The following is a 26,938-nucleotide window of genomic DNA, read 5'->3' as shown; positions in this document are numbered from 1 at the left end:
GAGCTTCGTGCTTTCCGCTCATTCTTAAGTTCCTGACATTGGCCGGATGGCCTGCTCCCAGGACTCATGACTCATGAGGTACCCCTCCGACATCCACAGGTTCCGGTCATTGCTCTCGTCGATGCGCACCACGCCGTTCCCCCGCCACGCGTTTATGGTTCCATGTGCACGGCCTACACCTTGTGGCGTAGCGCCTCGCGCAGCACCTGTGCGAGGTGCAGCGCCCGGCGGCCACTGCCCTGGGCGATCTGGGTGCGGCAGCTGAAGCCGTCTGCGAGTACGAGCGTGTCCGGGCCGGCGGCTCGCACCTGCGGCAGCAAGGCCTGCTCGCCGACTGCCTGGGACACCTCGTAGTGCCCGCGTTCGAAGCCGAAGTTGCCTGCCAGGCCGCAGCAGCCCGCATCGAGCGTGCGGTTGTCCAGCCCGGCGGCCGCCAGCAGGCGCTCGTCCGCGGAGAAGCCCATCACCGCGTGCTGGTGGCAGTGGGGCTGGGCGATCGACGCGCGGTGCATCGGGGGCGGTGACCAGTCGGGAGCCTGCTCGGTGAGGAATTCGGCGAGGGTGCGGGTTCGCTCGGCCAGCCGCCGGGCGACGGGCAGCAGCGGATCGTCCTTGCTCAGCAGTTCGACGGCGTCGGAGCGGAAGACGGCGGCGCAGCTGGGTTCCAGGCCGACCACCTGCATCCCCTCCGCCAGCGGGCCCGCCAGCGTCCGCAGCGTCCGGCGCAGCACCCTGCGTGCGACACCGAGCTGGCCGGTGGAGATCCACGTCAGGCCGCAGCACACCGAACGCCCGGGGAGCACGACCCGGAACCCGGCGTCCTCGAGCACCTCGGTCGCGTCGCGCGTGACCTCAGGCGTCAGGTACGTGTTGAACGTGTCGGGCCATAGGAGCACCGGGGGACGGTCCGCGTGGGGTTGCGCAGGCCGTCCGCGCCACCAGCGCAGGAAGTTCTGCGGAGCGAATCTGGGCAGGTCACGCTCGCGGGCGATGCCGCCTGCGGCCTTCAGCACTCCCGAGAGCAGCCGTGACCGGCCGACGGCGTTGACCAACCCCGGCGCAAGGGTGGCCAACCGCGCCCATACCGGCAGGAAGCCCATCGAGTAATGGGAGGCGGGCCGTAGTCTGCCGGCGTAGTGGTGGTGCAGGAACTCGGCCTTGTAGGTGGCCATGTCCACGTTCGTCGGGCAGTCGCTCTTGCAGCCCTTGCAGGACAGGCACAGGTCGAGGGCGTCACGGACCTCTGTGGACCGCCACCCTCCTGTCACCACCTCGCCGGAGAGCATCTCGGCGAGCAGGTGGGCACGGCCGCGGGTGGAGTGCTTCTCCTCCCGCGTCGCCCGGTAGCTGGGGCACATCACCCCGCCGCTGTGATTGCGGCACTTCCCCACGCCCACACAGCGGCGCAGCGCCTGGGCGAAGCTGCCGTTGTCGTGTGGGTAACCGAAGACGGTGGCGGGTTCGGCCCGTCCTTCCAAAACCGCTGGCTGAGACAGGAAACGGAGGTTCTCGTCGAGCGGGCGCGGGCGCACCAGGACGCCCGGGTTCATCAGATCGTCTGGATCCCAGATCGCCTTGAACTCGCTGAAGGCGCGCACGCCCTGCTCGCCGTACATGAGGGCAAGCAGCTCGGAGCGGGCCCGCCCGTCGCCGTGCTCTCCGGACAGCGATCCGCCGTGCGCGACGACCAGCTCGGCGGCCTGCTCGATGAATGCCCGGAAGTGTTTGGCACCCTGCCGGGTGAGCAGGTCGAAGTCGCTGCGGACGTGCAGGCAGCCCTCGCCGAAGTGGCCGTACACCAGCCCGCGCAACCCGTGCCGGGCCAGCAGCCGCTGGAAGTCCCGCAGGTAGGCGGGCAGGTGCTGGGGAGGCACCGCAGCGTCTTCCCAACCCGGCCAGGCCTCGCTGCCGTCGGCCATTCTCGTGGCGATGCCGGCACCCTCCTCCCGGATGCGCCAGAACGCCCGCTGCTCCATCGGGTCGGCGACGACGCGGGACGCGGTGGCGCCGGTTTCGGCTTCCACCACGGCCGCCAGCTCGCGGGCCCGGTCGAGGGACTGCCGTGCGGTGTCGCCTCCGGTTTCGACCAGCAGCCAGGCCTGGCCGTCCGGCAAGGCCACCGGTAGCCGGGAACGACGGGTGAGCAGCGCCTGGACGAGCTGGTGGTCCAGTCCCTCGATGGTGAGCGGGCGATGTGGCAGCAGGTACGGCACCGCTTCGGCGGCGTGGACGGCGTCGCGGTATCCGAGCACGAGCAGGGATCGGGCCTTCGGCGCCTCGACCAGTGCGACGGTCGCCTCCAGCACGGTCGCGCAGGTGCCCTCACTGCCGACCAGGGCGCGCGCCGCGTGGAACCCGTTCTCCGGCAGCAGCTGCTCCAGCGCGTAGCCGGAGATCTGCCGGGGAAAGGCGGAGAAGCGGCGGCGGACGAACTCGAGGTGCCTGGAGCTGAAGGCACGCAGAGCGGTGAAGACCTCTCCGGGGCGGCCGGGTTGGCGGGCGAGCCGGGCGAGCTCCTCGCGTGGGTGCCGGCCGAGCCGCATCCGGGTGCCGTCGGCCAGAGCGATGTCGAGTTCGTGCACGTTGTCCGACGTGCGGCCCCAGAACACCGAGTGCGACCCGCAGGCGTTGTTGCCGATCATGCCGCCGAGGGTGCACCGGCTGTGCGTGGACGGGTCCGGGCCGAAGGTCAGCCCGTAGGCGGCGGCGGCGTCGCGCAGGTCGTCGAGCACGACACCGGGCTGCACTCGGGCGATTTTGCGATCGGGATCGATGGACAGGACGCGATTCAGATGGCGGGAGGTGTCGAGCAGCACTCCGCCGCCGAGGGCGTTGCCCGCGACGCTGGTCCCGCCGCCGCGTGGCACCAGCGGCACGCGCAGGTCGTGGCAGACGGCGATGGTGGCGAGCACGTCCTCGACGGTGCGCGGCACGACCACCGCGTCCGGCACCTGCCGGTAATTGGAGGCGTCGGTGGCGTAGAGCGCCCGGGTCCCCGCGTCGAACGCCGCCTGCTCGCCCAGCGCGGCGGACAGTCTGCGCCGCAGGAGGGCGCTGTCGTAATCGCGGTTCACCGGCTGCCTCTTTCAGGGGTCACGAGCCGTTCGGGTAGCTCGGAGGCGCAGGCGACCAGGGCGGAACGATCCAACCCTTCCGTTGCGAGCGCGTCGATGAGCAGTTCCAAGGCCTCGGGTGGCGGGGGAGAGTCGGGCTGGCCCGCGTCGGAGGACAGCACGACGTGCTCGTAACCGACCTCGCGCACGAACGCGGCCAGCCGGGCGGCATCCATCCGGGGCTGGTGGAGCAGCTGGTACGCGGTCACCTCGGCGAGCGCACCGTACCGGCGGGCTAGGCGGGCGGCGTCGGTGGCCGGCATGGCGGGCACGGTGTAGCTCGGATGGGTCATCATCATCCGGCGCACGCCTGCCGCCTTGGCCACCGGCAGCAGCCACTCCACCTCGGGCGTGCTCAGGTGGCCCGTGGCGAGCACCGCGTCGAAGTCGGCGATCAGCCGTACGATCACGCCGATCGCCTCGGCCGTGGACGGGTCGACCGGAGGTGCGGCGTAGACCTGGCCGGAGATCTCACCACGTACCCCGCACAGGCGGGGCAGGCCCGCCTTGTGCTGAGTGTGGGCGTCGGCCGTCGGCATCCACACCACGCGGGCGCCCGACTGGAGGGCCGCGGCCACGGCCGCCGGATTGAACCCGCCCGCCTGGGCGTTGAGCACCACGCTGCCGTAGACCCGCAGCGTCGTGTTCCTGCCGGCCAGGTGGGCCCGGCCGGCGGTGGCGTCGTAATGCCCCTTCAGCACACAACCCGAGTAGCCCGCGGCGGCGTAGGCCGCGACGAGTTCGGCGTCGTCGGCCAGGCGCGGCCATACGTCCGGCGCCGCGTGCACGTGAAGATCAAACATGGTCACCGATCCCTGGCGTGTTCCGTCACTGCTGGGCGGCGAGCCTGGCGGTTTCGCGCGCGATGAGCTCGAAGCGGGGTTCCTGAAGGAGCGGCCAGCGCCGCCGCAGGTCGCGCACCATCGCGAGGTCCAGCTCCACCTCGACGGTGTCCGGGTCCTCGCCGAGCCGTACGAGCGCCTGGCCGTCCGGCCCCACCGCACAGGAACCGCCCCAGAACCGCTGGCCGTTTTCGGTGCCGCTCCGGTTGACGAACACCACATGACACTGCAACGTCACGGCGGCATGGGCGATCAGCAGGTCCCACACCCGCCGCACATCGGCCGCGGGCTGACTGCGCACGCTGTTGGCGACGACGACGAGGACCTCTGCGTCGTCGTGCGCCGCCAGCCACGGCAGCGGCGGCTGCCACAGGTCATTGCAGATCAGTACGGCGATGCGGGCGCCGCGCACGTCGAGGCAGTGCAACCGGTCGCCGGGGCGGAAGTGCTTGCGCTCCTCCCAGTCCCGATAGTTCGGCAGGTACAGCTTGCGCTGCACCATCCGCACCTGTCCCCCGTCGACGATCGCGGCGCTGTTGTAGCGGTGATGGCGCTGCGCCTCGGCGAAGCCCACGATCACGGCGGGGCCGTACCGGCCGAGACCGGCGATGCGTGGGTCGTCCGCGCCGACCGGCTCGACGTCGGTGAGCGAACCGAGGTGGTAGCCGTGCAACGCCAGCTCGGGCGTGACGGCCATGTCGGCTCCGGAGACCCGGTCGAGCCGCTCCTGCAGGTCCCTCAGGTTCGTATCGACCTCGCCCAGGCGGGGCGCTGTCTGCAGCAGCGCCACGCGGAGGACGTCCACGTCCTCGATCATTTAATGAAGCCCTTTTCGCGCATCCACTCCTCCGCGACCCGCTCGGGAGTCTCCCCCTCGACGTCCACCTTCGCGTTCAGCACGCGCAACGTCTGGTTGTCGAGTGCCCTGGTCACCGGCGCCATGACGGCGGCCAGTGCCGGCTGCTTGGCGGCGACGTGCTTGCCGACGGTCAGTGCGGGGTTGTACACGGCGAAGAATTTCTTGTCGTCCTCGAGCACCTTCAGCTTCAGTGCGGCGATACGGCCGTCGGTGACGAACACCTCTCCGAAGTTGCACGGCTTTCCCTGGTCGATCGAGTTGTAGATCGCTCCAGCGGCCAGCTCGGCCGTTCTGTTCGAGGGGATGGTGAAGTTGTAGGCTTTCTGCACACCCGGCCAGCCGTCCTCGCGGCCGAAGAATTCCGACGCCCCGCAGAAGGACGCCTTCGCCGGGTCGGACGTGGCGAGCTCGGCATAGTCAGAGATGGAGTTGACGCCCAGCTCAGCGGCCTTCTCCTCGGTCGTGGCGATGGCGTAGGTGTTGTTGGCCGGTGCGGGTTCGAGCCAGTGGACGCCGTTCTGTTCCCGGTCGGCTTTGGCGATCTCCTCGTACTGCCGCCGCGGGTCGGTGATCGGCTCGGTCTGCTTGAGGTGGGTGATCCAGCCGGTGCCGGTGTACTCCCAGTAAAGGTCGATATCGCCGCTGAGCAGCGCCTGGCGGACGGTGGCGCTGCCGGACATGCCACAGCTCCGTTCGACCTCGGCGTTGACCGATTCCAGGGCGAGCGCGGCGATCTCGCAGAGCACGAGCTGCTCGGTGAACTCCTTCGAACCGACGGTCAGCTTGGTCCCGCTGAGGTCCTGCTGACCGGCGAGCGAGCCCTTTTCGACACCGCCGGGCGTGTCGCCCAAGGTGCAGGAGGCGAGCGCGAGGCCGGTGATCACGGTGACGGCGGTGAGGGTGAGTGTCTTGCGCATGGTGGATTCTTCTTCCGAGAAGGGTGTTACAGGCCGCGAGGGCGAAGCTTCCGCTCGGTCAGGCCCGCGAGCCAATCGACGAGCAGAGCGAGGGCGATGGTGAAGACGCTGCCGGTCACGAGAACCGACATCCGGTTGAGGACGATGCCGCTCTCGATCAGTGAACCGAGGCCGCCGGCATTGGTGTAGGTGGCCAGCGTGGCCACACCCACATTGAGGATCAGGGCGACACGGATCCCGGCCAGCATGACCGGTACGGCCAGAGGCAGCTCGATCTTGGTGAGCACTTGGCGCGAGCTCATGCCCATGCCCCGTCCGGCTTCGATGAGGAACCGGTCGACCTGGCCCAGCCCCACCATGGTGTTGCGCAGCACGGGCAGCACCGCGTAAGCGGTCAGGGCGATCACCGCCATCCAGAATCCGACCCCGAACAAGATGGCGAGGAGAACGAGCACGCCGATGGAGGGGATGGCCTGGCCGGCGTTGGCCACGGCGAGAACGGGAACGCCGAGCCATCGGGCGCGGCGACGGCTCAGCAGCACGCCGAGGGGGACGGCAATGGTGATCACCGCGATGGTCGACACGACGACGAGCCAGACGTGTTCCACGGCTCGTTCCATGAGCACGTCGGTACTGAGCAGCCGCCGCTCGATCGAGTCGAGCGGCGCGACACGCAGGTAGGCGATCATTCCGGCCGTCATGGTCAACGCGATCGCCGGCAGCAGCCAAGCACGCGCCCGCACGCCCTCGCTGCTTTCGACCTGGAGGCCGATGAGGTCGCTCATGACTGTCCCTGCCGAGGCCGGGCGGCGGCCAGGAGCAGATCGCGCAGCGTCAGCGGGCGCTCTTCATCACCGATGAGAGCGCGGTCGGCGCCCGCCGCGAGCATCCGCTCCAGCACCGCATACACCGAGGTGTCGCTGCTGGCCCGCACCACCGCCCGCTCCGGAGCCTCGGTGCCGCGCGCGCAGATGTCGCCGACGTTGACCAGCCCCAGTCGGCGGATCTCCGCTCCCGTCCCGATGAAACTGCGCACGTAATCGTCGGCAGGGTTGGTCAAGATCTCCAAAGGGGTGGCGAACTGTGCGAGCGTGGAGCCTTCACCGAAGATGGCGATGCGGTCGCCGAGCTTGAGCGCCTCGTCGATGTCGTGGGTGACGAAGACGATCGTCTTGTGGATTTGCTGCTGCAGTTTGAGAAACTCTTCCTGCAGGCGGTCGCGGGTGATCGGGTCGATGGCGCCGAACGGCTCGTCCATGAGCATGACCGGAGGGTCGGCGGCCAGCGCCCGCGCCACACCGACGCGTTGCTGCTGGCCGCCGGACAGCTGCTTGGGGTAACGATCGCGATAGCGCGCAGGGTCCAGGCCGACGAGGTCGAGCAGCTCGTCCACCCGGGAAGCGACCTGTGACCTGCTCCAGCCCAGCAACTTCGGCACGAGACCGATGTTCTGGGACACCGTCATGTGGGGGATCAAGCCGATCTGCTGGATGACGTACCCGATGTGGCGTCGCAGCTGATCGGGATCGGTGTGGGTGACGTCTTCGCCGTCGATCCAGATCCGCCCGCTGCTCGGCTCGACGAGCCGATTGATCATCCGCAGGGTTGTGGTCTTCCCACAGCCTGACGGGCCGACGAAAACGACGAACTCGCCCCGATGGATGTCCATGGACAGCGGGGACACCGCATAGCCCGCCTGACCGGCATAGCGCTTGGAGACCCCGTCAAGCCGGATCATTACGTGGGAGGGAGGCTTGGCGGACGGTGGCTGGGTGATCGTGCTGGCAGTGTCAGACATGGAGACCCCGGGGAGTGGCGAGACGGCCGATGACCAGGAAGACGAGGTCGAGGACGAGCGCGACGAGGACAACGCCGACCACGCCGCTGAGCGCCTCGTTGAGCGCGTTGGCGCCACCGATGCGCGACAGCCCGCGGAAGATCAGCTCACCGAGCCCTGGCCCGCGCACCGCCGCACCGATCGCCGCGATGGCGACAACCATGATCGTTGCCACGCGAATGCCGTTGAGGATGACCGGCAAAGCCAGCGGCAGGCGCACCAGCCGCAGACACTGCCGCGAGCTCAGGCCCATCCCCCGGGCCGCATCGATGATCGCCGGATCGACGCTCTCCAACCCGGTGACGGTGTTGCGGAGGATGGGGAAGACCGCGTAGACGGTCAGCGCGACGACCGTCGGTCCGACCCCCAGCCCCAAGACGGGGATGAGGATGCCGAACAGGGCGAACGACGGGATGGTCAGCAGCGTCCCCGTCAGCACGAGCAGGGTCCGGCGCAGCCGCGGGCTACGCTCTGTCGCCACCCCCAGCCCTACGCCGATCACCGTGGCGAAGACGATCGACAGAAGGACCACCTCGATGTGCTGGACGGCCAGAAAGGTGATCCGGTCGGCGTTGCGCGCCACATAGTCGTAGAAGGACATGACCGCTGCATCTCATCTGGTGACGGGGCCGGAGCCGAACGCCTGAGCGACGAAGTCGTCGATGAGGTCGACGACCCTGAGGAAGGTCGGATGGTCGTCGAACATCCACTCCGTGTGGCCGTGCCCCTCCAACGCTTCCAGCCTCTTCGGCTCGCCGGCCTGCTCGTAGAGCGCATGCGCCTCCTCGATGCGGTGCAGCCGGTTCACGGCGCCGTGGACGAGCAGCAAGGGGCGCGGGGCCAGACGGTGCACGACATCGACGGGACGGAAGCGCAGCAGGTAGTCGGCCGATTCGAGGGATACCCCGGAGCCGAATCCCGGGGCCCGGTAGAGCTGATCGTCCACGTACCCGTCGGTGCGGTCGTCAAGGTCCAGGCGGACGATGTCCCACGGTGAGGTGATCTCTGACCGGCCCGTGACAGTACGGTGCGCGCGATCGGCCTCGACCCGCTTGAGCAGGCTGTCCCAGGACTCCTCGTCGTGCATGTTCCTGGTGGAACGGTGACCGTCGGCGATCGCGTTGCACGCCACCACCGTACGCACCCGGGGATCGTCCGCGGCCTCGGCGATCACCACGCCGCCGCCCAGCCCCCAGCCCAGCAGGGCGATCCTGTCCGGATCGAGATCGGGATGACTGGCCACCCGGTCAACGGCCGCGCGTACGTCCTCGACCCATTCCTGCGGCACCAGCCGGCCACGCTCGCCCTCGCTGGCTCCGAAGCCGCGATAGTCGAAGGCCAGGACCGCGTACCCACGCGACGTCAGCGCACGTGCGAAGCGCTCAGGGTGGATGATCTTGAGTCCCTGGTAGCCGCTGGCCGGGATGATGACGGGAAAGGGCGCGAGCCCGGCGTCGTCGGGAAGGTGAAGATCAGCATCGAGGCGTAGCCCGTTGCTGAAGAAAGGGAGGGGCACGATGGGCATGCGTTCTCCTTAGACGCTGTTACGGGTTGGAGACGGGGGTGCGTCCGGCGCGGACGAGATGGCCTGCGTCAGGAGCGTTGCGGCAGAGGCCACCTGCTGTCCCACAGAGGACAATCGGCCACCCAGCCGGAAAGAAGGGGCGGAGACGTTCAGCGCCGCGATGATCCTTCCGCCGAAGTCGCGGATCGGCGCGGCCGCACCCGAGAGATCTTTGTCGAACTCGCCGTTCACCATGGAAAATCCGCGCAGCCGGTCCTGATGAAGGCGATGCAGCAGATCCTCTACGTTCTTGGGGGCAGCCGGCCCCGGTCCCGGGAAGAGCACGTCTTTGAGCAGATGACGGATCTCGTCATCGGCGTGATCGAACAAGAGCACCCTGCCGGAGGACGTGCAGTGCACGGGCGAGGTACGCCCCACCCAGCCGACGGCCTCGATGACCTGGCGGGAGCTCTCCGACAAGATCGTGAGCACCTCACGCCCGTGCAGGACGCTCAAATGCACACGCTCACCTGTCACATCGGCGAGCCTGCGCAACACCGGAGGAGCCAGCAAGAGCAGGCGCTGGTCCCCGGCTCGGGCGGCCAGGGTGAACAATCGCCAGCCCAGCCGGTGGCGGCCTTCGGGCGAGCGCTCCACCAACCCCAGTTCCACCAGGAGACGCAACTGCCGCGAGATGACCGACTTGTCGCGCCGCAACTCCCGTGCCAGCTCGGCGACCGTCAGCCCATCCCGGGCCTTTGAGCTGCTGAGCGCCTCCATCGTCGCCAGCATCCTGGCCATGGCGCTCCGCTCGACGTCTGCCATGGGGGAGATGCTCACTCCCAGGGCCTAAATCGCGCAACACGGAGTTGCATTCCGTGCATCTAGATCTTTTTCACCAACGTTCGCATAGTGCGACTTGCCGTGCCCCTTGCCGAGGTCGCCGCCAACCCCCTGGCTTGACTTTTGCCCTCTGCCCTCGGTGGGCTCGTGGAGTGGACGCCAAGGCGCCGGCTCAAAGCCGTCTACTTTGATCACGGCGTCTTCTCTCATCCCTAGGTTCCGGGCTCGAGCCCCGGGCGCCCTACCACTGTTGCCCTTGGATTTGGCTTTGGGCTGGGCTTTGCTCGGGTACGGCGCCGTGACCTTCGGAGACGTGTCTTACTGGCCGGCGCCGAAGCTCGCGGACGTGGAGCAGCGACCAGAGCCCTGATCTTGCCCCGTGCGCGGACGAGGCAGCAGATGACGCCCCGCCGTACCCGATGAAGACCCACAGGGGCAGGCTCGGTTCCGGCCGGTGTACGGCCAGGGCGGTGTCGTTGTCGCGCAGGTCGGCCGCGATGCCGATCTCCGCGAGCTGGATATGCAGGCGCCCTCACAGGCACTGGCTCACAGGTACTGGCCCGCCTCGACGCTGTCGGTCTTCGACACCCGTACGGACACGACGTTGGCCAGGTTGACGACCACACCGTGGTCATCGGCCTCGCGGTCGTACCTGGCGCGGGTCAGCACCAGGCTCTGCCGTTCGTCGACAGCACGGGCGACCGTCCGCAACGCCTCGGTCTCTCCTTCGAAGTCCGCGCTGATCACTGAGAAGTCCTCGCCGCCGAGCGGGTGAAACCGAATGACCAGGACGGCTTTGTCGGTCATGATCGGCTCCCTTCGCAGAGTCCCGCTACGGCACCTACCCCGCCCCGATGGTTGCAAGCGGAGGCCGTCCCGTGTCGGCGTGGCTCGGCCGGGTGCAAGGCGGAGCAGGCTCGCCGCTTGTGTGCTGGGCACCGCGGGCGATGCGCACACCTTTTCCATGACAGACGCACGGGGCCGGCGTGCACCCTCCGGGCCCAAGCTGTCGGCATGACCACCACAACGAGACCCGACACCTCTCGCCGCACCGCCGACCACTCCACCTCGCCACGCCACGGCTCCGCTCACCGTCCGGGCATCGGCGGTCACCTCCTGGCGCGCTGGCCCAGCGCGGTCGGCCTGCTCGCCCTGATCGCCAACGCCGCAGGCGGCCTGGACTCCCACGTGACCGCGATGATCATCATCCTGGCGGCGATGTGCTACCTGGCCGCCGCCGCGCTCGGCTCCCGCCGCAGCGGCTGGGTGATGCTGGGGGTCGCCGTCCTCGCCGTCACCGCCGCCAAGGCCACCGGCCTGGACCCGACCGCGATACTGCTCGCGATGGGCGCCGCCTTCGCGGTGTACGGATTCCTCCGCGGCGCCCGGATCGACCGACGCGAGCTCGTCATCCAGGCCCTCGCCTTCGCCGGGTTCAGCGCCGTCGCCCTGAGCGCCATGACGGCCGGCCCGCTCCTGGCCGCGCACCTGGCCGCCGGCGCGGCCATCGGACACGCCGTCTGGGACGCGATCACCTATTACCGCGACAAGGCGGTCGACCGCTCGCTCGCGGAGTTCTGCTTCGTGCTCGACTTCGGCCTCGGCTTGCTGCTGCTCCTCACGGCCTGGAACCTGATCCCCGCATGAGCGGACGGCCCCGTGCCTGTCCAGCTACGACCGCACCGCCGCGGTCACGGATATCCACTCCCCCGGCGAGTCGGCGGCCTGACGTGCTGGAGCGCATCGGCGTGAGAAGGTGCCCGGCACGCGGCCTTCGGAGGTGGAGCCGCCGACCCGCCCCTGCCTCCGGCCTGACAGAAAGTCGATGCAATATGACAGTTTTTCGCTTCGGGCCAGAAGCTGAATTCGCTAGGATAGCTCAACTATCTAATCAGCGATACACCTGGAGTATGCATGGATCTTGGAGTGGCTTTGCCCACATCAGGCCCGTATGCCTCGGTGGAGACGATCGTGCGGGTGGCCCAGGAGGCCGAGCGCTTGGGCTATGGAGCGGTCTGGACGTACGAGCGCCTGTTGTTCCCGACAGCCGGCGCCACCTCTGGAGGCAGTCCTCTGCCGCTCCCCGACTACTACGCCTCGACCTACGAACCCCTCGAGACGTTGAGCTACGTGGCCGCGTGGACGAGCCGGGTCAGGCTCGGCACCAGCGTGGTCAATGCGGTGTTCCACAATCCCGTGGTGCTCGCCCGCCGTTTCGCCACCCTTGACCGGCTCAGCGGCGGGCGCGCCATCGCGGGCCTGGGGCTGGGCTGGATGGACCAGGAGTATGAGGCGGTAGGCGTATCGCGGCGCACCAGGGGCGAGGCCCTGGAGGAGGCGATCACGGCCCTGCGGGCCGCCTGGGGCCCCGACCCCGTCGGCTTCCACGGCAAGCACTACACCATCCCGTCGTCGGCGATCAATCCCAAGCCGGTCCAGCGGCCCGGGGTGCCGGTGGTGCTCGCGGCGACGACCCCGGCCGCCATCGACCGGGCCGCGCGGCTGGCCGACGGGCTGAACCCCATCGGGTTCTCCTACGAGTCCTTGGCGGAGGCCATCGCACGGTTCCGCGCATCGGCGGCCGACGCCGGTCGTGATGCCGCGGATCTCCAGGTGATCGTGCGGGCCAACACCCCTCTCACCGCGGAAGACCTCGACGGTTCCCGCCCGTTCCTCGCAGGCTCGGCCCGGCAGGTCGCCGCCGATCTCGACCGGCTCGCCCCTCTGGAGGTCGACCACGTCCTGTTCGCCGACATGGCCTCCACCACGGTGGAGGACGGGCTGCGCCGCCTCGCCGAGCTGCGGGAAGCGGCTTCGGCGGTGGAGTGGGGCGACCCAGCCTGAGGACAGGGGGATATGAGAGGAGAGACGCGATGATTCTCGAACTCCGCACCTACCGGCTCAAACCTGGCACCCGCCGCGACTTCGTCCATGTGATGACCACGCAGGTCGTCCCGCTCCTGCGGAGTCACGGCATCGACGTGGTGGATTGCGGGGCGTCGCTGGTGGATGAGAACGGCCGGGAAGAGGCTTACCTCATCCGAGCCTTCCCCTCGCTCCAGGCGCACGGTGAGCAGGAGGAGGCGTTCTACACCGGTGACGCTTGGCTGCGGGGGCCGCGAGAGGAGATCGTCTCGCGGCTGGAGAGTTACCACTCCATAGTGATCGAAGCGTCCCCCGAAGCGGTGGATGCGCTACGCCGTTGAGCTGTCGCCGGCTGCACCGGTTCAACTTGCCGTACCGCCGGCCGACGACCTTCCTGGCGAACGGAAACCATGGAATACGTCGGCCGGGTGCCCGCCCCGCCGCTCGATCGGTTCATCGACGACATCTACTGCCTGACCGGCGTGCCGCGCCACCGCCGGGTGAACGTCCCGCCGATGCCGTCGGCACATCTGTTCATCAACCTGAGCGAACCCGTCCGCCTGTGGGATTCCGACCCTTCGGTGCCGCCGGCCGTGTTCGCCGACGGGTGGTTCATGGGTGTATGGACCAGGCGTTTCCTCCTCGAGTACCCGACCCGGGTGCGGCTCGTCGGGGTGCACTTCAAGCCTTGGGGGATATCGCCGTTCGCCGAGATGCCGGCGACCGAACTGCGGGACCGATGGGTGCCGGTCGACGCCGTCTGGCAACGGTCTTCGGACCGGATTCGCAACCAGGTCGGCGAGCTCGCGCCGGCCATCGAGACACTGCGGGCAGTGGAGCGGGAGCTGCGATCGCGGCTTGCCGAGACACTGGCGCGCGGTCTCGACCTGGTCCAGCACACAGGCGGGCGGTTGGAGACCTCCCACGGCGCGATCCCGGTCGGTGCGCTGGCCGACGCCGCCGGGGTCAGCGGCAATCACCTGGCCACGCAGTTCAAGTCTCATGTCGGTGTCACCCCCAAGCGGCTGGCGAGGATCTACCGTTTCGCGCGGCTGATCGTGTCCGTAGACGCCTTGCGGCCAGTCGACTGGCCGCAGCTCGCCCACGCGGCGGGCTACTTCGACCAGGCCCACTTCGGCAGGGAGTTCACCGGCCACACGCCGACGGAATACCTGGCACTGCGGCGCCGGTTCCCCGCCGAGCAGGGGTTTCCGCCGGACAGCGGTCCGATGCCCGTCGATTGATTTTTTACAAGACCAACCGGCCTCCGGGGCGGCAAGATCGGCCGAATACGCGAGGAGAACTGAGGAGAACACCGGGGGCACGGTGTTCATGCACAACGTGGTATCGGTGGACGGTTTCATCGCCGACAAGAACGACGACGTCGGGCCACTTCACGATTGGTACTTCAACGGGGACACCCCGATCACCGAAGGCGGCGACCAGCAGTACGACCACTCCGGAGCCGGAAGCGGCTTCAAGGTCTCACGCGCGTCGGCGCGGTACGTCCGGTCGATGTGGGAGTCGATCGGCACGATCGTGATGGGCCGCCACCTGTTCGACCTGGTGAACGGCTGGGAGGGGCATCCGCCCGCGGGCGACCACGTGGTCGTGGTGTCCCACCGGCCCAAGCCCGAGGGCTGGCACCCGGAGGCGTCGTACCACTTCGTCGATGACGTGACGGCTGCGATCGGCAAGGCCCGGGAACTCGCCGGAGGGCGAGCCGTCAGCGTTAACGCCGGCGAGGTGGGCGGCCAGATCTTCGCGGCCGGCCTCGTGGACGAGGTGGCGATGGACGTGGTGCCGGTGGTGTTCGGGTCGGGCAAGCGCTATTTCGGCAGCATCGACGGGCGGCATCTGCTGGAGGATCCCCACGTGGTCCTCCAGGGCGACGGGGTGCTGCACCTGAGGTTCAAGGTACGTCGCTAGTGACCTGAGTCATTAATCATGGGGTGGGAGGACGCCGAGTCCGGAGCTGGAGCCGTTGGTGTTGTCCGCTCAGGCCGGCGCACCGGCAAAGGCGCGATCATCGGAAATCCTTAATTCATCGTGGCGAAATTATCTGTTCCCGGAATCACAGCCTCTCTTTGACATGGGTGCCTTTTGCCAATGGTTGAGCGTCTCCGATCCCGGGCGAGGGCATGCGAGACATAGTGTGCCCATCGTCCGGCTCTCAGCAGGAGGTGACGATGTCCACCTCGTCCACGCCGTACGGCGGCTACTACTCCGAACCACGCCGTTCAGGATGGCTGGGCTTCGCAGGGCTGCTGAGCGTCATGATCGGCGCCTTCCACGCCATGCAAGGCTTCATCGCCCTCTTCGTGCAGAACTATTTCCTCACCCCCGGCGGCAGTCTCCTCGTCCTGGACTACACCACGTGGGGGTGGATCTGGCTGGCCATCGGCTTCATCCAGATAGCCGTCGGGCTCGGCATCCTGGCCGGCAAGACGTGGGCCCGCTGGCTAGGAGCGATCTTCGCGAGCCTCGCGATGATCGGTCAGTTCGCCTTCCTCAACGCCTACCCGATCTGGTCCGTCGTGGACATCACGTTGTGCGTGTTGGTCATCTACGGTCTGGTCGCGGCGCCGAAGCACGCGATCGGATGAGGAGCCAGCCATGATCGGCAGAAGGCACCAGGCTCCGCCGCCCGTGACGGAGGTCTACCAGCTGCAGCAACGCGCGCTCTCCCTTGGCGAGGACTTCTGGATCGAGAACGGCCTGGGGCAGCGCGTCTACCGCGTCGACGGCAAGGTGTTCCACTTCCGCAAGACGTTCCTCCTCAAGGACCTCGCCGGGCAGGAGATGCTGCGCATCCAGAGCCGGATCCTCCGCTTCCGCGAGACGATGGTGATCGAGCGCGGCGATGAGAGGGTCGCCACCCTGCACAAGCGCCTCATCAGCCTGCGGGACCGGTACGTCATCGACCTGGGCGAGCGGGGCGAGCTCCACGCCAAGGGCAACTTCGTCGACCACGAGTACGCCATCAGCAGGGACGGCACGCAGATCGCGCTGGTGTCCAAGCGCTGGCTGCGCGCCCGCGACACTTACGGCGTCTCGATCGTCCAGGGCGAGGACGCTCCGCTGCTGCTGGCGATCGTCGTCTGCATCGATGCCATCAGCCACCCGCGCCGGTGAGCCCGCCGTACGGCGAGCCGTCGGGAAGGGCCGGCGCGCAGGGTGTTCGGCACGATAAAGGGTCCCGCGCGTCCGGGCGATCCGCTGTCGTGTCGTTACCGGCTGTGGTATCGACCCGGCCAAGAGCCGTGTGTCGTCCGGGCCCGCCGAGACGGGGCGACCCTACTGTCGCGGTATGTCGGTCGAGGCTGTGCCGCCGCTGTCACGTGGTCTTCGGGTGCTGGTCGGCGTGGCGGCAGCCGTGGTCGCGCTCATGGGTGTGAAGGCGCTCAGCGCGATCATCGGTCCCGCCTTCCTGGCGCTGACGCTGACGATCGCCGTGAGCCCGCTCAGATCCTGGCTGAGGCCACGCGCGCCGGCATGGGTGGTGGCGCTCATCCCCCTGCTCGTCGTCCTGCTGGTCCTCGGCGGACTCGGCGTCTCCATGGTGGTCGCCGTCGCCCGCTTCGCCGCCCTGATACCCACCTACGTGTCGCAGTACCAGCAGCTCCTGACCTCGATCGGAGAGCCCCTGCAGCAACTGGGCATCACGCCCGCCCAGGTCAGGGAAATCATCGACGGCGAGCAGATCATCCGGTTCGCCGGCGGCCTGCTCTCCGGTCTCACCGGGACGGTGGCCGCCGCCGTACTGATCGTGCTGGTGCTGTACGGCATGAGCCTGGACGCGGCCTTCTTCCAGCGCACTCTGGCCGGCCTGGCCGGGCCCCGAACACGGATCGCCCGGGCACTCGGCGAGTTCGCCCGCGGCACCTGCCGCTACTTGATCGTCTCGACGGTCTTCGGACTCATCGTGGCCGCCTTGGACGTCGCCGTCCTTGCCGTGCTGGCTGTCCCGCTCCCGCTGTTGTGGGGATTGCTGTCGTTCATCACGAACTACATCCCCAACGTCGGCTTCGTCATCGGACTGGTGCCCCCGGCCGTCCTCGCCCTGCTGGACTCCGGGGTGTCCACCATGATCTGGGTGATCGCGGCCTACTGCGTGATCAACTTCGTCATCCAGTCGGTCATCCAGCCCAAGTTCGTCGGCGAATCCGCCGGCCTGTCCACCACGATCACCATCCTGTCGCTGCTCGTGTGGACGTGGGCGCTCGGCGCCTTGGGCGCGATTCTCGCGGTTCCGCTCAGCGCGTTCGTCCGCGCCGTGCTGCTCGACGCCGACCCGTCGACTGTGTGGGCGTCGCCGCTGGTCGCCGGGCAGGGTCGCGAACGGCCGGATGCCGGAGAGCCTTGACACCCGGCCGAGGGGTCACATGCCGGGCTGGAGCGACCGCGCCTGACGACCCGAGCGGTCCTATGACGTGCCGGCTCCCAGGGCGTTGGTCATGGCCACCACGATCGGCCCGAGCAGCGGCAGGGCCACGTTGGACAGGGCGTAGACGATCGTGTAGGCCATGAGGGGCGTGGTGTTGCCCGCCGCCTGCTGCACGGCGGTGATGACCGGGGTCGAGCACTGCTGACCGGCAATGGAACCGAGCGCCAGCGGAGCCGGCAGTTTCATCCACTTCCAGGCCACGAACAGCGAGATCGACGCCGGGACCAGCGGCATCAGGATGCCCGCGATCGGCAGCGACAGTCCGAACTTCGCGATGAGCTGGACCGCCTGCGGCCCGGACGACAGCCCGACGGCGCAGATGAAGGCGGCCGCCGTCGGTGCCCAGTGAGAGCGGCACGTCCCCGAGCGGGATGACGATCTTGCCGACGAGCATGCCGGCGATCACGCCGATCGCGATGAAGACGAAGTCCGCCTTCACGCCCGGGTCCAGGCGGAAGCCGATCCCCTGCGTGAACGCGGCGAGGTCCTTCTTGGTGCCGGTGAGCCTGACCACGTCGCCACCAGGAGGCCCACCACGCAGCCGACCACCGAGATGATCATCTGGGGCACGCCGTCCTTGGTCAGGGCGGCGAAGAACTGCGGCCCCACCCGGTAGCCCAGGGCGAACAGGAACCCGATGAACGCGACCGTCTTGACCAGGTCGGGGATCTGGATGCCGAGCTGCCCGACGACGACGCCGGCGAGCAGCGTGCCCGTCACCGCGCCGAGCGTGAGGCTCTTGAAGCTGAGGCGGCCGATGAAGAAGCCGAGCGCCATCGTCAGGAAGATCGCCAGTTCGGGATGGTCCCGCATCGCGCCGACGAACCAATCCCACATCCTCTGCCACTCCCCCGTGTCGCCCGACGGCAGGGGGAGGCCGCTACGACCGATAATTCCCTCAACAGTGGGACGTGTGGGCAAAAACGCTTCAAAGAGGCTTTGCGAGCGTCGGCGACACGATCAGCTCCAGGTACGGGTGCCGGTCGAGCGGCCTCGCCAGGTAGATACCAGGGCATCGTTCCGGCAAGATGCGCGCCGGTCGTCGCTCGGCTGCCTCAGCGCGGGTAACGACCCCGTATGTCCACCGATCTTGAGGTCATCGGCGAGATCCTGCCTCTCGCGCTGGGCGTGGCGATCAGCCCGATCCCCGTCATCGCCGTGATCCTCATGCTCCTGGCCCCCAAGGCGAGAGGCACGAGCCTCGGCTTCCTGATCGGCTGGACCAAGGGTGCGGCGCTGGGGTTCCTGCTGTCGGCGGTCAATCCCAAGAACCTCATGATGGGCGCGGCGGCCGGTGTCGCGACCGCTCAGGGCGGCGCCTACGCGCTGCCGATCATCGTCTTCACGGTGGTCGCCGCGTGCACGGTGGCGATCCCCGTGATCGCGTACGCGGTGGCGGCCGAGCGGATGCGCGGGCCGCTGGACGGCCTGCGCGGGTGGCTGGCGCACAACAACGCGACCGTGATGTTCGTGCTGCTCCTGGTCATCGGCGTGCTGCTGGTGGGCAAGGGCCTCGGCGGGCTGTGAAGGCGACGGACAAGCCCACGGGAAGGGATGTCGTCTCCGGGTTCGTCACCGGCCTGTTCAGCATCCCGGAGGGTATGGCGTACGCGGCCATCGGCGGCTTCAACCCCGTCCTCGGGCTCTACTCCGGCATGGTGCCCACGATGGTGGGCTCGCTGCTCTCCCACACGGTCCTCATGGTCACCACCCTGACCAGCGCCATCGCCCTGTCGGCCCAGAACGTGTTGCAGGAGGCCGGGCTCGACCCCGCCGAGGTCGGCAACGTGGCCGCACTGACCCTGCTGGTCGGCCTGATCATGCTGATCTTCGGCCTGCTCAGGCTCGGCTCCATCATGGACTTCGTCTCGAACGCCGTCATGACGGGTTTCACCACCGGCATCGCGCTGTTGATCGTCGTCGGCGTGCTGGGCGACGCCACCGGCTACGACCCCGCGGGGCACAACAAGCTCTACCAGGTGGCCGACTGGCTGGCGCACATCGGCCATTGGCAGTGGACGACGGTCGCGGTCACGGCGGCGACCATCGGGGTGTGGTGGCTGTCCAGGCTGGTCCGGCCGCTGAAGGCGGTCGCCACGCTGATCGCGCTGCTGGTGGTCTCCGCCGCGGTCGCGGTTTCGGGCGTTCAGGTGAGGCTGGTGCGCGACATCGCGCGGGTTCCCAACAGCCTGCCCATGCCCGAGCTGCCCGAATGGTCGGCCGTGCCACACCTGGTGGTGGGCGCCGTCGCCGTCGCCCTGGTCGCGCTGGCGCAGGCGGCGGGGATCGGCGCCGCCGTACCGAATCCCGACGGCAGCAGGAGCAGCATGTCCGGAGACTTCGTCGCCCAGGGCGCGGCCAACCTGGCGGGTGGATTGTTCCAGGCGCTGCCCACCGGAGGCTCGCTGTCGCGGACCGGGGTGGCGACCGGCTCCGGGGCGCGGACCCGGTGGTCGGGGGTGTTCGCCGGGCTCTGGCTGGCGCTGATCGTAGTCGTGTGCGGGTCGCTCACCGAATACATCCCGATGGCCGTGATCGGCGGGCTGGTGCTGGTCATCGGCGGCGAGCTGATCGTCGGCAGGCTGGCCGACATCCGGCTGGTGCTGCACACCTCGTGGATGCCGGCCGCCGCGATGATCGTCACATTCCTGGCGACCACGCAGCTGCCGCTCCAGCAGGCCATCATCCTCGGCGCGGTGCTGTCGCTCCTGCTGTTCTGCGCCCGGGTGGCCAAGCAGTCGGGGCTGGTACGGCTGGTGCGCTCAGACGACGGCTACTGGCGGGCCGAGGAGGTGCCGGAGTCGGCCGCACCGGGCGAGGTGGTGGTCCTGCAGTACATGGGGACCAGCTTCTTCGCCGAGCTCGGCAAGATCAACGACACCTGGCCGCAGGGGGACGGCGCTGTGATCGTGCTCAGCGTTCGCGGCCTGCCGGACGTGCCCTCCTCCACGCTGCTGAAGGTGATCGTCAACCGGCCACGAGGCTGCGTGCCGGCGGTGGGCGGCTGATCCTGGTGGGCGTCGACGAGCAGTTCGCCCGCCTGCTCCGGGCCAGCGGGGTGGCGGAGGTCCTGGGCGAGGAGAACGTGGTCGCCGGCGAGCCCGAGATCTTCAAGGCGCTTGACGGCGTGGTGTCCGGCCTGTCCACCCGGAACGATCGGGATGCTCCATGACGACGTCCGTCCCGGTGAGCTGTCGTGCGCAGCCGATCACACGGACCGTGCGATGGACAGCCGGTCCTCGACGAGCGCCAGGCGGGCCGCGATCGAGCCCCGGCGGGCCCGCGGCGCCTCATCGTGCATCCCGCGCAGCAGATCGCGCAGCCGTACCAGGACCATGGGGGTGTGAGAGGCGGCGACGATGACCTCGTCGAGAGCCAGACACAGGTAGTCGTCCCAGGTCGGGAGCGGGACGACCAGGCGGACCCGGCCGCGGGAGTCGGCCACGTCGCCGATGTCGAGCCGCTTTCCTGCCAGGCGGCGCAGGAGGTTGTGGATCTGCTCCAGGCACTGGACCGCGGTCGCGGGATCGTTGACGGCCCTGGAGAGGGCTCGCAGCGCGATGTCCGCCAGCAGGCGCAGGCCGAAGGTCACGTCCTGGTCGAAGGAGCGCTCCGCTCCCGTGACGACATGGTGCAGCAGGAGCCGTCCGGGAACGGGGTTCCCATGGACCTCGGCCAGCAGATCTCCCTGGAAGAGCTGGCCTCCGAGGGGGACGCGCAGGACGATCACGGCGTCGTGGCCGGCGGCCGCGGCGACGAGCGCCGGCACGTTGATCTGCTGGAGGACGGCGGGCCGGCCGGCCCAGTGGACCGGTACGGCGGGGCCGGGCAGGTCGGGCGGTTCCCGGGTGCCGTCCCGATAGGGCTCGCGGTAGACGGCGTCGTGGACTGTGCGGGTGCGCTCGTTGATCGTGTCCAGGCATGGGGTGAGCCGGATGGAGCCGAGGGCCCGCACCTGAATGTTGCGCATGAGCACCGCGGCGACGAGCGTCAGCAGCAGCGCGACCACGGGAACGGCGAGGGAGACGCGCCCGCGGTGGGCGACGGCGAGCGCCGCGGTGATCGTGTAGGTGAAGACGCCGACGGCGAAGGCGAAGGTCCGCCAGACGATCGGGTCGTCGTGGAACAGGTTCAGGCGCGGTGTGAGGGTGCTGGAGGTGAACTGCACGACCAGGAACAGCAGGGAGAAGATGATGCTGGCCAGGCCGAGGACGCCGAATCCGACGGTGAAGAGCGCCCCGGTGACGTCCTTGCCGAGCACGCCGGGTGAGGGCGGCAAGGACGGCAGGGCCAGCCCCGCCGCCAGGCCGGCCAGGACGCAGCCGAGCTCGGCCAGTCCGGCGCGCAACCGCCGCCGAGGCCGCCGGAACAGCGTCGGCGGAGCGCTCTCGTCGGCGAGGCGGCGTAGGTGCATTCGGAATCGGCCCAATCGTTGAATGACGGTGGTTTCCGGCCTCTGCCCGCGCCGTCAGGAACCCACCCGTCCCGCGGCGATCAAGCGGCCCTGGACGGACTGCACGACGACCGGGAAGCCGTCGGGGACGACACCGTGCAGGCGTGTGAGCAGGTCCGAGACCGGCGGCAGGTCGGCGGGGGTGCGGACGGCTATGTGGAAGGTCGTCGAGTGCATCTGGACGCCGGTGACCGCGGCGTCCGGCACACCGGCGAGCCACTCGGAGGCGATCCGTCTCACCTGGCTCTCCCACTCCGAGGACAGGTAGTTCGCCGCGGTGCTCAGGATCAGCACCGCGGCGACGACCACGCCGAGCCCGCCCAGTGCCAGAGCCGCCCGTTTACGTGACGCGGCGGCCGGCGGCGCGACGTATCCGAGAGCGGCGAAGACGAACGTGCCGGCCAGCACGAGCGAGAGCATGTTGGACAGGAACAGCACCAGGGCGCCGAGCGCCAGCAACGGGGCGCCGTCGCCGAGGCACACACCGACCACGACCAGCGGCGGGACCAGCGAGATCGCGATGGCCACCCCGGGCAGGACCGCCGCCACGTCGCGGCGGGCCAGCGCGACGGCCCCGGCCAGTCCCGTCGCCATCGCGGCGACCAGGTCGGCCAGGCCGGGCGAGGTGCGGCCGGAGATCTGACTGTTGGCGAGCAGCTCGTAGGAGCTCGGCATGACCAGCGAGGCCACCAGCCCGACCGCGACGACCGCGCACACCCCGCCCAGCACGAACCAGGCCGCCCCGGTCTTCGTCCGCTTCACCAGGCCGAGGGCCACCCCCATGATGGGGGTCGACAACGGCGCGATGATCATCGCTCCGATGACGGTGGCGGTCGAGTCGGCGATCACGCCGGCGGCCGCGATCACCGCCGAGAGCACGAGCATCGTCCAGAACGCCGAGTAGCGCGAGGAGCGGTCCCCCACCCGGAGATCGAGATCCTCGGTGAGCTCCTCCAGCGTCCGGCGCTGCGCCGCGGGAACCAGCCGGTCCCTGACGCCGCCGAGCATGCCGCCGAGCATCTCGTCCCGTCGTCCCCGGGTCACGGAATCCTCCGGGTCATGGAATTCTCCGGGTCACGGAATGACGATGTCGAAGTTACGATCGCCCTCGTCCAGCAGGTCCATCAGGGTGTCGAGCGCCCCGGGGTCGCCGTCGGTCCGCACGCCGTCGAGGCTCTGCGTGGCGAGCACGCCGAGCAGCTGCGGCTTGGTCAGGGTCACGGTGAGATCGGCCGGCGTGCCGTCGTGGTTCCGGGTCTGGGTCAACACGCCGTTGGCGAGGCTGAGCCTGATCTCCTTGCCGAGGTCGGTGAACCTCCAGTCGATCGTCAGGCGGACATCCCAGGCGCGGGGGCCGTTGACCCGGATGGCGAGGGAGTCGAAGACCTGCTCCAGGCTCAGCGCTCTGAGGACGTCCGGGCTGGTGGTGTCGAGCGTGTTCTGGGGCTTGTTCCCGCGCAGCTCGGCCGCGCCCTGCAAGTAGAAGTTCCGCCAGGTCCCGTTCTCGCTGCCGTGACCGAGCCTGTCGTAGACCCGGGCGAGCAGCTCGCGGGCGTCGGCGTTGCCCGGATCGGCGAAGACGACGTAGTTCAGCACCTGCGCGGCCCAGCGCCACTCGCCGGCCTGGAAGGCGGCCTCGGCCTTGGGCAGGACGGCGGCGGCGCCGCCCATGTACTCCACGATCTTCTTCGCCGACTCCTCGGGGGGAAGCTCCCACAGATGGGCCGGGTTGCCGTCGAACCATCCCATGTAGCGCTGGTAGACGGCCTTGACGTTGTGCGACACCGAGCCGTAGTAGCCTCGCGCGTGCCACGACCGCTCCAGGACCGGAGGAAGCTGGATCAGCTCGGCGATCTCCGTGCCGGTGTAGCCCTGGTTGAGCAGCCGCAGGGTCTGGTCGTGCAGGTAGGCGTACAGGTCGCGCTGCTGGGACAGGAAGGCCGTGAGCTCCGCCGTACCCCAGGTCGGCCAGTGGTGCGAGGCGCACAGCACGTCGGACCGCGCCGCGAACAGCTCGATCGCCTCGGTCAGGTAGCGCGCCCACACGCGCGGGTCACGGACCAGGGCGCCACGCAAGGTCAGGATGTTGTGCAGGTTGTGGGTGGCGTTCTCGGCCATGCACAGAGCACGGCGGTCGGGGAGGTAGAAGTTCATCTCCGCGGGCGCCTCGGTCCCCGGCGTGAGCTGGAAGACGATCCGGACCCCGTCGACCACCTCCTCCTGCCCGGTCTCGGTGATGGACAGGCTCGGCTCGATCAGCGAGATCGTGCCCGTGGAGGTGGTCTGGCCGAGACCGGCGCCGATCTGGCCCGCCGCGCTCCTGGCCAGTTCCGCCCCGTACATGTAGATCGCCCGCCGGTTCATGGCGGTGCCCGCGTAGACGTTCTCGGCCACGGCGTGCTCCAGGAACCCGGCCGGGGCGATGACAGGCACGTCCGAGCCCTCGTCCACCACGCCGCGCACGCCGCCGAAGTGATCGGCGTGCGAGTGGGTGTAGATCACCGCGGTGACCGGGCGATCCCCCCGGTGCTCGCGGTAGAGCGCCAGCGCCGCCGCGGCGGGCTCCACCGACAGCAACGGGTCGACGACGATGACGCCGCGATCGCCTTCGATGAAGGAGACGTTGGACAGGTCGAACCCGCGCACCTGGTAGACGCCCTCGGCCACCTCGTACAGCCCGTGCTTGGCATTGAGCTGGGACTGCCGCCACAGGCTCGGGTTCGCCGTGTCCGGACATCCGGCGTCGAGGAAGGCGTAGGCGTCCAAGTCCCAGACGACCCGGCCCGTCGCATCCCTGATCTTCGTTTGCGATGCCGTCGCGACGAAGCCTCTGTCGGCGTTCTCGAAGTCGATCCGGTCCTCAAACGGCGGCAGAGTGGCCATGAGTGTCTCCTCGGCGCGGGTTTCAGCCGTACTGCCGGACCATGCCCTGGTCCAGGCCAGAGCAGCGCCACGAAAGAGGCAAGAAAGCATGGAGCGCCGTGGTCACGGCGAGGGGAGCCGGGCCGGATGAAGGCCGGCGGACATGGCGATCCGCACCGTGACGCGACGCAGTGCGGTCACCGGCGAGGTGGCCCGCGGTGGTCGAGACGCCCGGCACCTGGAGGGTGCAGGGTGTGCAGGCCGCCCACCGCGCGGCGGTGGTTGAGGCCGTCGCGGCGAGGGCCGTCGGGGGCGTGCCAGTGGACGTCGGTGGCCCAGTGCAGGCGTTCGAACAGCCGGATCAGCGCCGCGGACGGGTCGACCTGGCGCGGGGCCCGTCCGTGCCGGGCGCAGCTGGGCTGGCTGTGGTGCCCGTTGTGCCAGCTCTCTCCCAGGGACACGATCGCGAGCGGCCACAAGTCGGTGGCGCGGTCGTGCCGTCGGGTGGGGTGCGGACGGTCGCCGAACATGTGGCACAGGGAGTTGACGCTCCAGGTGACGTGCTGCAGCAGGGCGACGCGGACCAGCCCGGCCCACAGGAACGCGGTCAGCCCGCCGTACAGGCCGCCGCTGATCGCCCACCCGGCCGCGAACGGCAGCGCCAGCGAGAGGGCGCACAGGGCGGGGAAGGCACGCGCCACCCGCGTCATCGCCGGATCGGCCAGCATGTCGGGGGCGTAGCGGGAGGCGGGGGTGGGGTCGTCGGTGAACATCCAGCCCAGGTGCGCGTGGGCCAGGCCGCGCAGCTGGCCGCGCAGGTGCGTGCCGTACCGGTAGGGCGAATGCGGGTCGCCCGGCCGGTCGGTGAAGGCGTGGTGGCGGCGGTGGGTGGCCACCCAGTCGACGACGTTGCCCTGGAAGCTCATCGACCCGGCCACGGCCAGCGCGACGCGGAGCCACGGCCGGGCGGTGAAGGAGCGGTGGGTCAGCAGCCGGTGGAAGCCGACCGTCACCCCCAGCCCGGTCAGCAGGTACAGGGCCACCGCCAGCAGCCCGTCGGTGACAGAGATGCCCGTTCCCCATGCCAGCCGGATGCCGACGGCCAGTGCGAGGAACGGCGCCACCACGATCGCGGTGGTCACGGCCACCTGGGCGGCGTTGACCGGCGGGTGCGTGGCGGTCTCGGGGAACGGCGATCTGCCGTCGTAGCCCTCCGCGAGGGTCTGGGGACGCATCCTGCTCACGCCATCATCGGGAGGGTGCGGTCTGGGTGACGGTCATGGGGTTCTCCGTTCAAGGAAGCGGATCGCCCGGCAGCGGTCGACCGCGTCTTGGGTGGTGTACGGCATGGCGCTCAGGCCGGCTGCCGAGGCGGCCGCGGAGAGTGGAGAACGATGGGAGGGGGCGTTGGTGTCATGGTGGCCTGGCCTGTCCAGGTCCCTGCCTGACGCAGGAGCCTTCAGCCGTCTATCGCCGTGGGCGACGCCGGCCGAATGCCAACGCACGAAAAGTCCTCGGTTCTTGTAGCCTACCTGATCGTCCTTGTGACCTCTGGATTCCGCAGCGGCCCGATGACATGGTCGATCAGCGACCGGAGGCGCTCGGGAGAGTATAGGTCGCGGTGGATGATGAGGCGGTAGTAGAGCGGGCCGTAGAGCAGTTCGACGACCAGGGGCAGGTCGAGGCCGGACCGTAGCTCGCCGCCCCGGATAAGCCCTCTCGCACGACCACAGCGAGAGATCGTTCTGGTGGGCGCTCTCAGTCATTCACCGAATTCGAAGCTTCCGTTGAATTCGAAGCCTCCGCACGCCGGCGTGTCCAACCCGCGGAAGGGGTCACCGGCCGGTCGGGGTGGGTTCGGCGCACTCGCAGGTCTTGGTACTGCGTGGACAAGACGATGTGGGTGTCCATCTCGCCGTGCTTTCCGATCTGTTCCAGCACGCCTTCGAGATGTGCCAGCGACGAGGCTCTGACCCTGAGCATGGAACAGTGCCGGCCGCTCAGCTTGTCGATTTCGATCACCTCGGGGTAGTCCTCGGCGGCTGAACTCTTGAGCAGGCAATGGCCAAGCGCGCAACGCAGCTGGATGTACGCCTGGATGGGAAACCCGGCCGCGGCGGGGTCGATCTGGGCCTGGTAGCCGACGATCACGCCGCGCCGTTCCAGGCGACGAATCCGGTCGGCGACGGCGGGCGCGGACAGATGCACCCGGCGGGCCAACTCGTTGTAGGACAGCCGGGCGTCGGCCTGCAGTTCCTCGAGAAGCTTCCAGTCGAGGTCATCGAGGTCGCCTGCCGATCGCGAAGAATTCATGACGTCCACTTTACGATCGCATCCATAAAGCGCCCTGGCGCACCTCGATGGCCATGTTCAGCCTGGTCATGGCCACCTAGTGT

The 26,938-nt window shown here is 69.0% G+C and carries 29 protein-coding genes; 11 read left to right on the top strand and 18 right to left on the bottom strand.

The features are described from left to right. Nucleotides 1-173: 173 nt before the first annotated feature. The 10 genes from BSB02_RS31155 to BSB02_RS31110 form a co-directional block, all read right to left on the bottom strand. A complete protein-coding gene (locus BSB02_RS31155) occupies nucleotides 174-3,074 on the bottom strand; it encodes an FAD-binding and (Fe-S)-binding domain-containing protein (RefSeq protein ID WP_206184990.1) in 2,901 nt (966 codons plus the stop codon). Continuing rightward, on the bottom strand, nucleotides 3,071-3,916 hold the full coding sequence (locus BSB02_RS31150; protein ID WP_084964396.1) for a DUF6282 family protein: 846 nt from the start codon (nucleotides 3,914-3,916) through the stop codon (nucleotides 3,071-3,073). Before BSB02_RS31150 ends, BSB02_RS31155 begins: the two co-directional genes overlap by 4 nt. Before the next feature lie 25 nt (nucleotides 3,917-3,941). Beyond that, complete coding sequence (locus BSB02_RS31145; protein ID WP_240506785.1) at nucleotides 3,942-4,760, bottom strand: nitrilase-related carbon-nitrogen hydrolase; 819 nt, start codon at nucleotides 4,758-4,760, stop codon at nucleotides 3,942-3,944. Nucleotides 4,761-4,768: 8 nt separating this feature from the next. Continuing rightward, nucleotides 4,769-5,731: a glycine betaine ABC transporter substrate-binding protein gene (locus BSB02_RS31140; RefSeq protein WP_084964392.1), complete on the bottom strand. Its 963-nt coding sequence runs from the start codon at nucleotides 5,729-5,731 to the stop codon at nucleotides 4,769-4,771. Between the two features lie 26 nt (nucleotides 5,732-5,757). After that, nucleotides 5,758-6,516, bottom strand: a complete 759-nt coding sequence (locus tag BSB02_RS31135) for an ABC transporter permease (RefSeq protein WP_084964390.1) — start codon at nucleotides 6,514-6,516, stop codon at nucleotides 5,758-5,760. Next, complete coding sequence (locus BSB02_RS31130; RefSeq protein ID WP_206184989.1) at nucleotides 6,513-7,469, bottom strand: ABC transporter ATP-binding protein; 957 nt, start codon at nucleotides 7,467-7,469, stop codon at nucleotides 6,513-6,515. The genes BSB02_RS31135 and BSB02_RS31130 overlap by 4 nt, the downstream gene beginning before the upstream one ends. A gap of 52 nt (nucleotides 7,470-7,521) precedes the next feature. Next, complete coding sequence (locus tag BSB02_RS31125; RefSeq protein WP_084964387.1) at nucleotides 7,522-8,169, bottom strand: ABC transporter permease; 648 nt, start codon at nucleotides 8,167-8,169, stop codon at nucleotides 7,522-7,524. Nucleotides 8,170-8,181: 12 nt separating this feature from the next. Next, complete coding sequence (locus BSB02_RS31120) at nucleotides 8,182-9,093, bottom strand: alpha/beta hydrolase (protein ID WP_084964385.1); 912 nt, start codon at nucleotides 9,091-9,093, stop codon at nucleotides 8,182-8,184. A 9-nt stretch (nucleotides 9,094-9,102) separates the two neighbouring features. Then, nucleotides 9,103-9,897 carry an IclR family transcriptional regulator gene (locus BSB02_RS31115; RefSeq protein WP_084964383.1) on the bottom strand — a complete coding sequence of 265 codons (795 nt, stop codon included), beginning with the start codon at nucleotides 9,895-9,897 and terminating at the stop codon, nucleotides 9,103-9,105. A gap of 564 nt (nucleotides 9,898-10,461) precedes the next feature. Then, nucleotides 10,462-10,722, bottom strand: a complete 261-nt coding sequence (locus tag BSB02_RS31110; RefSeq protein WP_084964381.1) for a hypothetical protein — start codon at nucleotides 10,720-10,722, stop codon at nucleotides 10,462-10,464. 207 nt (nucleotides 10,723-10,929) lie between these two features. Between BSB02_RS31110 and BSB02_RS31105 the strand changes: the two genes are divergently transcribed. From BSB02_RS31105 to BSB02_RS31070, 8 genes are all read left to right on the top strand, one after another. Continuing rightward, entirely contained in the window at nucleotides 10,930-11,562 is a 633-nt protein-coding gene (locus BSB02_RS31105; RefSeq protein ID WP_084964379.1) for a hypothetical protein, read from the top strand. A gap of 267 nt (nucleotides 11,563-11,829) precedes the next feature. Beyond that, nucleotides 11,830-12,759 (top strand): TIGR03619 family F420-dependent LLM class oxidoreductase, encoded by a 930-nt coding sequence (locus tag BSB02_RS31100; protein WP_084964377.1) that lies wholly within the window; start codon nucleotides 11,830-11,832, stop codon nucleotides 12,757-12,759. Nucleotides 12,760-12,788: 29 nt separating this feature from the next. Continuing rightward, nucleotides 12,789-13,121, top strand: coding sequence for an NIPSNAP family protein (locus tag BSB02_RS31095; protein ID WP_084964375.1), 333 nt, complete (start codon nucleotides 12,789-12,791; stop codon nucleotides 13,119-13,121). 69 nt (nucleotides 13,122-13,190) lie between these two features. Beyond that, on the top strand, nucleotides 13,191-14,024 hold the full coding sequence (locus BSB02_RS31090) for a helix-turn-helix domain-containing protein (protein WP_084964373.1): 834 nt from the start codon (nucleotides 13,191-13,193) through the stop codon (nucleotides 14,022-14,024). A gap of 88 nt (nucleotides 14,025-14,112) precedes the next feature. After that, entirely contained in the window at nucleotides 14,113-14,709 is a 597-nt protein-coding gene (locus BSB02_RS31085) for a dihydrofolate reductase family protein (protein WP_084964408.1), read from the top strand. Between the two features lie 260 nt (nucleotides 14,710-14,969). Further along, the gene (locus tag BSB02_RS31080) at nucleotides 14,970-15,386 is read left to right on the top strand and encodes a DUF7144 family membrane protein (RefSeq protein ID WP_084964371.1); all 417 of its coding nucleotides are present in this window, start codon (nucleotides 14,970-14,972) and stop codon (nucleotides 15,384-15,386) included. Between the two features lie 10 nt (nucleotides 15,387-15,396). Beyond that, nucleotides 15,397-15,915, top strand: a complete 519-nt coding sequence (locus tag BSB02_RS31075) for an LURP-one-related/scramblase family protein (RefSeq protein WP_084964369.1) — start codon at nucleotides 15,397-15,399, stop codon at nucleotides 15,913-15,915. Nucleotides 15,916-16,090: 175 nt separating this feature from the next. After that, complete coding sequence (locus tag BSB02_RS31070) at nucleotides 16,091-17,146, top strand: AI-2E family transporter (protein ID WP_084964368.1); 1,056 nt, start codon at nucleotides 16,091-16,093, stop codon at nucleotides 17,144-17,146. 60 nt (nucleotides 17,147-17,206) lie between these two features. On the opposite strand, the gene BSB02_RS41680 is transcribed toward BSB02_RS31070, so the two are convergent. Next, nucleotides 17,207-17,548, bottom strand: coding sequence for an aspartate-alanine antiporter-like transporter (locus BSB02_RS41680; RefSeq protein WP_084964366.1), 342 nt, complete (start codon nucleotides 17,546-17,548; stop codon nucleotides 17,207-17,209). A gap of 114 nt (nucleotides 17,549-17,662) precedes the next feature. Then, on the bottom strand, nucleotides 17,663-18,064 hold the full coding sequence (locus tag BSB02_RS31060; RefSeq protein WP_084964365.1) for an aspartate-alanine antiporter-like transporter: 402 nt from the start codon (nucleotides 18,062-18,064) through the stop codon (nucleotides 17,663-17,665). Nucleotides 18,065-18,304: 240 nt separating this feature from the next. On the opposite strand from BSB02_RS31060, the gene BSB02_RS31055 reads away from it, so the two are divergent. From BSB02_RS31055 to BSB02_RS41675, 3 genes are read left to right on the top strand one after another with little or no spacing between them, the layout of a single operon-like run. After that, a complete protein-coding gene (locus tag BSB02_RS31055) occupies nucleotides 18,305-18,754 on the top strand; it encodes a GAP family protein (protein ID WP_084964363.1) in 450 nt (149 codons plus the stop codon). Continuing rightward, nucleotides 18,751-20,235, top strand: a complete 1,485-nt coding sequence (locus tag BSB02_RS31050) for a SulP family inorganic anion transporter (protein ID WP_206184988.1) — start codon at nucleotides 18,751-18,753, stop codon at nucleotides 20,233-20,235. The genes BSB02_RS31055 and BSB02_RS31050 overlap by 4 nt, the downstream gene beginning before the upstream one ends. A 5-nt stretch (nucleotides 20,236-20,240) precedes the next feature. After that, nucleotides 20,241-20,399 (top strand): hypothetical protein, encoded by a 159-nt coding sequence (locus BSB02_RS41675; protein WP_206184987.1) that lies wholly within the window; start codon nucleotides 20,241-20,243, stop codon nucleotides 20,397-20,399. Between the two features lie 36 nt (nucleotides 20,400-20,435). Here BSB02_RS41675 and BSB02_RS31045 read toward each other — a convergent pair whose 3' ends face one another. The 6 genes from BSB02_RS31045 to BSB02_RS31020 all read right to left on the bottom strand — a co-directional run bounded on the left by BSB02_RS31045 (nucleotide 20,436) and on the right by BSB02_RS31020 (nucleotide 26,855). After that, nucleotides 20,436-21,641: a DUF2254 family protein gene (locus BSB02_RS31045; protein WP_084964361.1), complete on the bottom strand. Its 1,206-nt coding sequence runs from the start codon at nucleotides 21,639-21,641 to the stop codon at nucleotides 20,436-20,438. A 54-nt stretch (nucleotides 21,642-21,695) separates the two neighbouring features. Then, nucleotides 21,696-22,724, bottom strand: a complete 1,029-nt coding sequence (locus BSB02_RS31040) for a DUF389 domain-containing protein (RefSeq protein WP_240506783.1) — start codon at nucleotides 22,722-22,724, stop codon at nucleotides 21,696-21,698. Nucleotides 22,725-22,754: 30 nt separating this feature from the next. Next, nucleotides 22,755-24,563 carry an alkyl/aryl-sulfatase gene (locus BSB02_RS31035; protein ID WP_084964359.1) on the bottom strand — a complete coding sequence of 603 codons (1,809 nt, stop codon included), beginning with the start codon at nucleotides 24,561-24,563 and terminating at the stop codon, nucleotides 22,755-22,757. A gap of 176 nt (nucleotides 24,564-24,739) precedes the next feature. After that, nucleotides 24,740-25,777: an acyl-CoA desaturase gene (locus tag BSB02_RS31030; RefSeq protein ID WP_084964357.1), complete on the bottom strand. Its 1,038-nt coding sequence runs from the start codon at nucleotides 25,775-25,777 to the stop codon at nucleotides 24,740-24,742. 293 nt (nucleotides 25,778-26,070) lie between these two features. Then, entirely contained in the window at nucleotides 26,071-26,253 is a 183-nt protein-coding gene (locus tag BSB02_RS43695) for a TetR-like C-terminal domain-containing protein (protein WP_420855898.1), read from the bottom strand. 47 nt (nucleotides 26,254-26,300) lie between these two features. Beyond that, complete coding sequence (locus tag BSB02_RS31020; protein WP_084964355.1) at nucleotides 26,301-26,855, bottom strand: Lrp/AsnC family transcriptional regulator; 555 nt, start codon at nucleotides 26,853-26,855, stop codon at nucleotides 26,301-26,303. Between the last annotated feature and the right edge of the window lie 83 nt (nucleotides 26,856-26,938).

Source organism: Thermoactinospora rubra, from assembly GCF_002093975.1.
In the GTDB taxonomy this organism is placed as follows: domain Bacteria; phylum Actinomycetota; class Actinomycetes; order Streptosporangiales; family Streptosporangiaceae; genus Nonomuraea; species Nonomuraea rubra_A.
Note: the sequence above shows the minus strand (reverse complement) of the source record. Positions and strands in the feature narration are given on the sequence as shown.